Here is a 9692-nt window from a genome sequence, read left to right as displayed (position 1 = left end):
GCCAAGCTTCGCGCCAGCAAGATGCCGGGGCTGATGGCGGCGGGCCTGGTGATCGCCGCGTTCGGCGGCGGGGTGCTGTCGGCCAAGGGCGTCGACTGGTTCGGCCGGCCCTCGCAGGAAACCCAGGTCGCGCCGGGCGCGCAGGGCTGGTCGCTGTTCGGCAAGCCGCGCGACGCGAAGGCCGCGCGGCGGGGCATTCCCAAGCCGGAAGGGTTCGCCGTCTGGCGCCACCGGATCGACACCTCGGCCAACCAGCCGGCGGCCTGCATCGAGCTGACCCGGCCGCTGGACCCGGCCAAATCCTATGCCGACTACGTGCTGGTCTCGCCCGACCTGGGCGGCGCGCCGGCCGTCACCGTGAAGGGATCGGAGCTGTGCATCGGCGGGACCGGCTTCGCCGACCGCCGCGTGACGCTGCTGAAGGGTCTGCCGTCGAAGGGCGGCGAGACCCTAGCGGCCAACGCCGACGTCGATTTTACCTTTGGTGAAAGGCCGCCCTTCGTCGGGTTCGCCGGCGAGGGCGTGATCCTGCCGCGCGAGGATTCCGACGGGGTCGGGATCGAGACGGTCAATGTCAGCCGGCTGTCGGTCGAGGTCTGGCGGGTCGTCGACCGCAACCTGGTGCGCAAGTCGATCAGCGCCCCCGACCCCACCGCCGAGGGGGAGTGGCCGAGCGACTACGGCTCGGACAGCCCCGACGACGAGGGCCGGGTGGTCTGGAAGGGCGAGCTGCCGGTGACCACGCAGGGCGCCGGCGAGCGCGTGACCACGGTGTTCCCGCTGGGCGCGGTGCTGAAGGAGATGAAGCCCGGCGCCTATGTGATCAAGGTGCGCGACGCCTCGGGCGGCCGCTCGATCAAGGGCGAAGGCTCCGACGACGACTACGATCCGAACCCGCCGGCCCAGGCGCGGCGCTGGGTGGTGTTCACCGACATGGCGCTGTCGGCCTATGACGGGTCCGAGGCGCTGGACGTGGTGGTCCGCTCGCTGAAGACCGCCAAGGTGATGCCGAACGTGCGCGTGACCTTGGTGGCGCGCAACGGCGAGGACCTGGCCGTGGCGCAGAGCGACGCGCAGGGCCGGGTGCGCTTCGACCGCCCGCTGCTGGACGGCGAAGGCGCAGCCGACGCCAAGATGGTGATGGCCTATGGCGCGCAGGGCGACCTGGCGGTGCTGGATCTCGACCGCGCGCCGGTGGACCTGTCCAAGCAGGGGATCGGCGGACGCACCGAAGACAGCGGCGTCGCGGGCCGCACGGCCCAGACCGCCATCGACGGCTATCTCTATGCCGACCGCGGCATCTATCGGCCCGGCGAGATCGTGCACCTGAACGCCCTGCTGCGCGACCGCGAGGCCAAGGCGGTGAAGGACCGCAAGGGCGCGATCGTCGTGCGACGTCCCTCCGGCGTCGAGTACAAGCGCTATCCGTTCGACAAGGCGCCGCTGGGCGCCGTTCCGGTCGACATCGAGCTGCCCAAGAGCGCGCCGCGCGGCCGCTGGACCGCCAAGCTGGAGATCGACGGGCTGGACAAGCCGGCCGGCGAGCTGTCGTTTCAGGTCGAGGACTTCGCGCCACAGCGGCTGGCGGTGACCGCCGTCGGCCAGGAGGCCGTGCCGCTGAAGGCCGGCGAGACCCGCAACATCGACGTCACCGCCCGTTTCCTCTACGGCGCGGCCGGTGCGGGGCTGCAGACGCAGGGCGAGGCGCGACTGCGCGTCGACCCGAACCCGTTCCCGGCCTTCGAGGGCTATCAGTGGGGCGACCAGCGCGAACCGTTCGCCGAGAAGTTCCTGGAGGTCGGCCAGACCGTCACCGACGGCGCCGGCCGCGCGGTGCTGGCGCTGTCGTCGGAGGAAGCGGGCGACACGCCGCAGCCCCTGACCGCCGCCTTCACCGCCAGCGTCTTCGAACCGGGCGGGCGCCCGGTGCGCGAGGGCCTGGACCTGGAGGTGCGGACCAAGGGCGTCTATCTGGGCGCCAAGATCGAGCAGGGGGATTCCAGCGGGTCGGGCGACCCGACCATGATCATCGACCTGATCGCGGTGAACGCCGCCGGCCAGCGGATCGCCGCGCCGGGGACGACCTACACCCTGATCTCCGAGAACTGGGACTATGACTGGTTCCAGCAGGACGGCCGCTGGCAGTGGCGGCGGACCAGCCGCGACGTGGTGGTCGCCAAAGCCAATGTGAACCTCGCCGCCGGCCAGCGGACCCGGATCAGCCGCCGGCTGGGCTGGGGCGACTACCGGCTGGAGATGACCGGGCCGGGCGGCGCCAAGAGCGTCATCCGCTTCGCCTCCGGCTGGGGCGCGCCGGCCAAGGACGTCGAGGCCCCCGACTTCGTGCGGGTCAGCGCCGGGGCCAAGTCCTATGCGCAGGGCGACACGGTCGAGATCACCCTGAAGCCGCCCTATGCCGGCGAAGCGCAGATCGCCGTCGCCACCGACCGGCTGATCGACCTGAAGACCGTCACCGTCGGCAAGGACGGGGCGACGGTGCGGCTGAAGACCAGCGCCGCCTGGGGCGGCGGGGCCTATGTGCTGGTCAGCGTCGTGCAGCCGCGCGATCCGGTCGCCTCGCCCAAGCCGCGGCGGGCGCTGGGCCTGGTCTATGTGCCGCTGGATCCGAAGGGCCGGAAGCTGAGCGTCGAGCTGAACACCCCGGCCAAGATCGACTCGAAGGCGCTGGTCGAGGTGCCGATCACCATCAAGGGAGCCGGGTTCGCCGGCCGCGCCCGGGTCACCCTGGCGGCGGTCGACGAGGGCATCCTGCAGCTGACCAAGTTCCAGAGCCCCGATCCGGTGAAATGGTACTTCGGCAAGCGGGCGCTGACGCTCGACTACCGTGACGACTACGGGCGGCTGCTGGACCCGAACCTTGGCGCGCCCGCCAACGTCAACTTCGGGGCCGACGGCATCGGCGGCGAGGGCCTGAGCGTCACGCCGATCAAGACCGTCGCCCTGTGGTCGGGCGTGGTCGAGACGGGCCTTGACGGAAAGGCGACGATCAAGCTGCCGGCGGCCCAGTTCAACGGCGAGCTGCGGCTGATGGCGGTGGCCTGGACCGACACCGCGGTCGGCTCGGCCAGCAAGCCGCTGACCGTGCGCGAGGCGGTGGTCGCCGACCTCGCCCTGCCCCGCTTCCTGGCGCCGGGCGACAAGGCGTTCGCGACGCTGGAGCTGCACAACATCGAGGGCAAGGTCGGCTCATACATCGCCGAACTGACCAGCGGCGGCGGGGTGCTGGCCCCGTTCAAGAAGGCCTTCCAGCTGGCCCTCGGCCAACGCGTGGCCGAGAAGATCCCGTTCAGCGCGCCGGGCCGGGCCGGCATCGGCCAGGTGGGCTTCAAGGTCTCCGGCCCCGGTTTCTCGACCGCCAAGGACTATCCGATCCAGACGCGGCTGGGCTGGAGCCCGATCACCCGGACGACCTATGAGCTGCAGCAGCCGGGGGCGGCGTTCACGCCGGCCTCCAGCCTGCTGGCGGGCCTCGCGGCCGGCGACGTCACCCTGCACGTCAGCTACTCGCCGTTCCGCGGCTTCGACCCGGCCCCGATCGCGAACGCGCTGTCGCGCTATCCCTATGGCTGCACCGAGCAGACGGTGTCGGCCGCCTATCCGCTGATCTATGCGGCGGAGGCGGCGAGCGATCCGAAGCTGAAGCGCTCGTCCGTGGCGCTGGCCGGGGCGGTCGGACGGCTGCTGGACCGCCAGACCCTGGACGGGGCCTTCGGGCTCTGGCGGGTCGGCGACGGCGAGGCCGATCCCTGGCTGGGCGCCTACGTCACCGACTTCCTGCTCGAAGCGCAGAAGGCCGGGACGCCGGTGCCGCAGGAGGCGATCGACCGGGCCTTGAGCGCCATGCGCCAGGTCTCGCGGCCGGAGGGCTGGGCCTCGGTTTCCTACCGGATGGAGTATCCGGACTGGTGGGCCGGCGGCTCTGACGCCTCCAAGAAGGCGACCGAGCGGATGCGCAGTCGGGCTTCGGCCTATGCGCTCTACGTGCTGGCCAAGGGCGGCCGCGGCGACCTCGCCCGCCTGCGCTGGTGGCACGACGTGCAGATGAAGAGCGAGGCCTCGCCGCTGGCCAAGGCCCAGGTCGGCGCGGGGCTGGCGATGATGGGCGACAAGGCCCGGGCGCGCTCGTCCTTCCGCCAGGCGATCGCCGCGCTCGGCTATCGCGACGAGGCCGACTGGTATCAGAGCCCGCTGCGCGACATCGCCGCCGTGACGGCGCTGGCCTACGAGGCCGGCGAGACCGACCTGGCCCGCGGGCTGCAGAAGCGGCTGGAGAACGCGGTCAAGGATCCCGACAGCCTCAACACCCAGGAACAGGCCCGCCTGCTGCAGGCGGCGCACTGGATGCTGAAGGCGGCCGGAGCGATCCGCATCGACGCCCAGGGCGCCCAGCCGCTGACCGCGGTCGGCGGCGCCCCGCGCTGGGCGGTCGGCAAGCTGGCCGAGGCCCGTTTCGTCAACGCCGGCAAGGGCGCGCTGTGGCGCACGGTGACGGTGACCGGCACGCCGGTCGCCCCGCCGCCCGCCGAGGACAACGGCATCACCCTCTCCAAGCGGCTGGTCGGGTTCACCGGCGGGTCGGTCGATCCCTCGGCCCTGACCCAGGGCGAGCGGGTGATCGTGGTGGTCTCGGGCCGATCCGGCCAGAGCCGCTCGATGTCGCTGGTGGTCGACGACCCGCTGCCGGCCGGCTTCGAGATCGAGACCGTGCTGGGACCGGACGATGCGCAGAGCGGGCCGTTCAAGTTCCTTGGCGAGCTCTCCAGCGCCGACGTCCAGGAGGCCCGCGACGACCGCTATGTCGCGGCCATGGACCTGGCCGGCAAGGGCGCCTTCACCTTCGCCTATGTGGCGCGGGCGGTGACGCCGGGCGACTTCCTGCTGCCGGGGGCGCAGGCCAAGGACATGTATCGTCCGAGCCTGAACGCGCGCACCGGCGCCAGCCGCACGGTGATCGCGCCCGGGCCATGAGTGGAGGCGTCAGCGAGCCTTCTCCCCTTGCGGGAGAAGGTGGCGGGCGAAGCCCGTCGGATGAGGGGTTGTCCGGCCTGACCGGGGCATGGCGGCGGTGGTTTGCGCGGATGGGTGAGCGCGCCCCCGCTGCCCGGGGCCACCTTCTCCCGCGAGGGGAGAAGGACAGGGTTCGCGCCCTCACACTCGGCCTGATCGCCCTGCTGGGCGTGGAGGTCGGGGTGTTCGCGCTGGACGCCGCCTTGCCGCCGGACATGGGGCGGGCGGAGCGGTCCTCGCCGGTGGCGCTGGACCGGCGCGGGGCGTGGCTGCGGGCGCTGCCGGTGGAGGACGGGCGCTGGCGGATCCGGGCCGACCTGACGCGGACGGACGACAGCTTCCAGAAGCGGCTGGTGCAGATTGAGGACGCGCGGTTCTGGATCCATCCCGGCGTCGACCCGTTGGCGGTGGCGCGGGCGGCGGGATCGGCGGCGGTGTCGGGCCGGGTCAGCTCGGGCGCCTCGACCCTGACCATGCAGACCGCGCGGCTGCTGGAGCCGCGGCCGCGGACGATCCCCGCCAAGCTGATCGAGATGGTGCGGGCGGTGCAGATCGAGGCGCGGCTCTCCAAGCGCGAGATCCTGGCGCTCTACCTGACGCTGGCCCCCTATGGCGGCAACCTGGAGGGCGTGCGGGCCGCCAGCCTATCCTACTTCGGCCATGAGCCCGAGACCCTCACCGACGGCGAGCAGGCGCTGCTGATCGCGCTGCCGCAGTCGCCCGAGGCGCGGCGGCCGGACCTGCGCCCCGAGAACGCGCGGGCGGCGCGGCGCGCGGTGCTGGACAAGATGATCCGCGCCCGGATCCTGAGCGAAACTGCGGCGGCCGAGGCCGAGGACGAGCCCCTGCCCGGCCGCAGCCCGTTCCCGGCCCTGGCCTGGCACGCCGCGGGCGAACTGGCCCGGGCCGCGCCGGCGAGCGAGGCCTCGGTGCTGACCACGCTCGACGCCGGTCTGCAGGCGCGGCTGGAGCCGCTGGCCGCACGGGTGGCGCAGAGCCAGGGCCCCGAGGCGACGGCGGCGATCCTGGTGGTCGAGATCAAGGGCCGGGCGGTGCGCGGGGCGGTCGGCTCCGGCGGGCTGGCGCGGCCGGGCGGCTGGATCGACATGACCCGGGCGGTGCGCTCGCCGGGCTCGGCGCTCAAACCCTTCATCTATGGCTTTGCGTTCGACGACGGGCTGGCCGCGCCCGACACCCAGATCGACGATGCGGCGCGCAGGTTCGGCGACTACCAGCCGGAGAACTTCGACCGCATCTTCCGCGGCAAGGTCACCGCGCGCGAGGCGCTGACCTATTCGCTGAACGTCCCGGCAGTGGAACTGCTGGACAAGGTCGGGCCCGCCGCGTTCGAGGCGCGGATCGACGGGGCCGGGGTGAACCTGGTGCGGCCCAAGGCGCAGACGCGCGAGGCGGGCCTGGCCATGGCGCTGGGCGGGGTCGGGATCACCGTGCGCGACCTGGCGGTGCTGTACGCCGCGCTCGGCGACGGCGGGGTCGCCAAGCCGCTGGCCTGGACGCAGGACGAGGCGGCGCGCCGCGAGCGCCAGGGCGGGCGGCGGTTGATGCGCGAGGAGGCGGCCGAACAGGTGCTGGCCATCCTGCGCGAGACCCCGCCCCCGGCCGGGGCGACGGCGGCGGCGCTGACCAAGGGCCGGCCGGTGATGGCGTTCAAGACCGGCACCTCCTACGGCTTTCGCGACGCGGTGGCGGCCGGCGTGGTGGGCCCGTACGTGGTGGTGGTGTGGACCGGCCGCGCCGACGGCGGGGCGCGCGGCGGGCTGACCGGGCGCGACGCGGCGCTGCCGCTGCTGTTCGACGCCGCCGACCTGATCGACGCCCCGGCCAGCGCGCCGCGGCCGATCGCGCCGCGCGGCGCGCCGTCGGCGCTGACCCGGCTGGAGCAGCGCGAACAGGGCCCGCGGCTGATCTTCCCGCCGAACGGTTCGACGGTGCAGGTCGATGCGTTCGGGCCGTCCTCGCGCGGCCTCGTGCTGGCCGCCGGCGGCGAAGGGCTGTCCTGGTACGTGGCCGGCGAGCCGCTGGCCGCCGATCCCGTCAGTGGACGGACGATATGGCGCCCGAAGGGACCGGGGTTCTACCGGCTGACGGTCGTCGACGACCAGGGCCGCAAGGCCAGCGCCCGGGTGCGGGTGAAGTGACCCGCTTCCTTCTCCCACAAGGGGAGAAGGATGACGTGTCGCGCTGATCCTGCGAAGCTCGGGCATGGCCGAAGCTAAGCTAAAGCAGGCTCGACGGATGCGGCGGACGCCGAGCGTCGCCGAGCGCGTGCTCTGGAAGCTGCTCCGTGGCCGGCAGCTGGAAGGCTGCAAGTTCCGCCGGCAGGTTCCGGTCGGTCCCTACATCGCCGACTTCGTGTGCTTCGAGCATCGGCTCATCGTCGAGGCCGACAGCGCGCTGCACGACCAGGCGAGGGATGCGCGGCGAGACGCGTGGCTGAACGCCGAAGGCTTCCGCGTCCTGCGCTTCGCCAACAGCGAGATCATCACGCGACCGGAGAACGTGCTGATGGCGATCCTCGACGCCATTCCGCGTTCCGAGCCGACAGACGCCCTACGGCCGCTGCGCTGAGCCTACTGTCCCTCGTCGCGGGCCTTGTCGAGGTCTCCGGGGCCGCTGATGGTGCAGTTCTGGTCGGTGACCAGGCCGTTGGCGATCGAGTAGACCCAGCCATGGACGCTGAGGCTCTGGCCGCGGGCCCAGGCGTCCTGAACGAACACGTCGGAGGCGACGTTGCGGACCTGGCGCATGACGTTGAGCTCGATCAGGCGGTCGATGCGCTCGTGGTCGTGCAGGGTTTCGAGCTCGTCGCGGTGCTCGGCGTAGACCTCGCGGATCGGGTGTAGCCAGTGGTCGACCAGACCGCGGCGCTTGCCGTCGACCGCCGCGGCGACGCCCCCGCAGCCGTAGTGGCCGACGACCATGATGTGCTTCACCTTCAGCACGTCGACCGCGAACTGCAGCACCGACAGGTAATTGGCGTCCTGCGGCGGGGCGAGGTTGGCGACGTTGCGGTGCACGAACAGCTCGCCCGGATCGAGATTGACGATCTCGTTGGCCGGGACGCGGCTGTCGGAGCAGCCGATCCAGAGATATTCGGGGCTCTGCTGGGCGACCAGGCGTTCGAAGAAGCCGGGGTCGACGGAGAGCTTTCCAGCCGCCCAGCGGCGGTTGTTTTCCTTCAGGTCTTCAAGCATGCACGGCGTCCGGTTGGCGGTCGGGATGGGCGGCGGCGAAGGCCGGGTGCTCGCCCGCATGGGCGGCGGCCGCGGCGATGGCCGGGAACGGGGTGAGGTCCACCTTGTAGCGCTGGGCCGAGTAGACCTGGGGCACGAGGCAGCAGTCGGCGAGGGTCGGCGCGTCGCCGAACGCGAAGCCCTTGCCGTGGCGGGCGACCATTGGCTCAAGCGCCGAGAAGCCGTCGACGATCCAGCGCTGGCTCCATTCGAGGCGGCCGGCTTCGTCGACGCCGAACTGCTCGAGCGCCTTCTGGATGCGCATGTTGTTCAGCGGATGGATGTCGCAGGCGACGATGGCGGCCATGGCCCGAACCGTGGCGCGGTCGAACGCGTCCGTCGGCAGTAGGGCCGGCTGCGGGTGCGTCTCCTCGAGCCATTCGAGGATGGCCAGCGACTGAACCAGGACGTGCCCGTCCGTTTCCAGCGCCGGGGTCAGATGCTGGCGATTGCGCTTGGTCACGTAGTCGGCGGCGTGCTGCTCGCCCTTCAGCAGGTTCACCCCGACATAGCCGTAGTCGAGGCCCTTGAGGTTGAGACCGATGCGGACGCGGTACGGCGCAGTGGCGCGCCAGTAGGAATGCAGGGTGAGGCTCATGCTGACACCGTAAAGTGGAGTTGGCCGACGCCCTCGACCTCGCCCTCGACGAGGTCGCCGGGGACGATCGGGCCGACGCCCTCCGGGGTGCCGGTGAAGATCAGGTCGCCGGGCGCCAGGGTCCAGAGCTTGGAGGCCTCTGCGATCACCTCGGCCACGCTCCAGATCATGTCGGCGACCTGGCCCTCCTGGCGCAGCTGGCCGTTGACGGAAAGCGCGATGCGGCCCTGCGGCGGGGCGCCGTCCCGCTTGGAGATCGCCGAGATCGGGGCCGAGGCGTCGAAGCCCTTGGCCGCGTCCCAGGGATGACCCTTTTCCTTGGCGGCGTTCTGCAGGTCGCGGCGGGTGAGGTCGACGCCGACCGCGTAGCCGAAGACGAGGTCGAGGGCCTGCTCGACCGGCACGTCGGCCCCGCCGCCCTTCAAAGCAACGACCAGCTCGATCTCGTGATGCAGGTCGGCGGTGCGCGGCGGATAGCGGACCGCTCCGCCCGGCGGGACGATCGCGTCGGCCGGCTTGGCGAAGAAGAACGGGGGATCGCGATCGTCGCCGCCCATTTCGCGGCGGTGAGCGGCGTAGTTACGGCCCACGCAGAGGATGCGCCGGACCGGGAAGACCGCCGTCTCGCCCTCCACGGGCACGGAGGCGGGAGCGGGGGGCGGCAGGACATACGCTGTCATGGCGCCGCCTTACGCCTGGGAAAGGGCGATGTGAACCCTGCCGTAGTGGGAACATGGGAGGTTTTTGCGGGAGGCGAGCGCTTATGACGCCAACCGTGTGTCATCCCGGTTTCGACCAAAGGCCGAAGACCG

6 protein-coding genes are annotated in these 9692 nt (G+C 71.9%); 3 read left to right on the top strand and 3 right to left on the bottom strand.

Annotated elements, in window-relative coordinates; all coding sequences use genetic code 11:
* Positions 1 to 21 precede the first annotated feature (21 nt).
* From GGQ61_RS08100 to GGQ61_RS08090, 3 genes are all read left to right on the top strand, one after another.
* A complete protein-coding gene (locus GGQ61_RS08100; protein ID WP_425501001.1) occupies positions 22 to 4989 on the top strand; it encodes an alpha-2-macroglobulin family protein in 4968 nt (1655 codons plus the stop codon).
* Positions 4990 to 5099: 110 nt separating this feature from the next.
* Entirely contained in the window at positions 5100 to 7187 is a 2088-nt protein-coding gene (gene pbpC / locus GGQ61_RS08095; RefSeq protein ID WP_183771380.1) for a penicillin-binding protein 1C, read from the top strand.
* Between the two features lie 64 nt (positions 7188 to 7251).
* The gene (locus GGQ61_RS08090) at positions 7252 to 7617 is read left to right on the top strand and encodes an endonuclease domain-containing protein (RefSeq protein WP_183771379.1); all 366 of its coding nucleotides are present in this window, start codon (positions 7252 to 7254) and stop codon (positions 7615 to 7617) included.
* A gap of 2 nt (positions 7618 to 7619) precedes the next feature.
* Here the strand turns inward: GGQ61_RS08090 and GGQ61_RS08085 are convergent, their stop codons facing one another.
* The 3 genes from GGQ61_RS08085 to GGQ61_RS08075 are packed head-to-tail and all read right to left on the bottom strand — an operon-like array spanning position 7620 to position 9560.
* A complete protein-coding gene (locus GGQ61_RS08085) occupies positions 7620 to 8243 on the bottom strand; it encodes a carbonic anhydrase (protein ID WP_183771377.1) in 624 nt (207 codons plus the stop codon).
* Positions 8236 to 8880, bottom strand: a complete 645-nt coding sequence (maiA, locus tag GGQ61_RS08080; protein ID WP_183771375.1) for a maleylacetoacetate isomerase — start codon at positions 8878 to 8880, stop codon at positions 8236 to 8238. Before maiA ends, GGQ61_RS08085 begins: the two co-directional genes overlap by 8 nt.
* A complete protein-coding gene (locus tag GGQ61_RS08075) occupies positions 8877 to 9560 on the bottom strand; it encodes a fumarylacetoacetate hydrolase family protein (RefSeq protein ID WP_183771373.1) in 684 nt (227 codons plus the stop codon). The genes maiA and GGQ61_RS08075 overlap by 4 nt, the downstream gene beginning before the upstream one ends.
* Between the last annotated feature and the right edge of the window lie 132 nt (positions 9561 to 9692).

Origin of the sequence: Phenylobacterium haematophilum, from assembly GCF_014196295.1 — a bacterium.
Lineage (GTDB): Bacteria > Pseudomonadota > Alphaproteobacteria > Caulobacterales > Caulobacteraceae > Phenylobacterium > Phenylobacterium haematophilum.
This window is presented reverse-complemented; position numbering and strand designations above follow the sequence as displayed.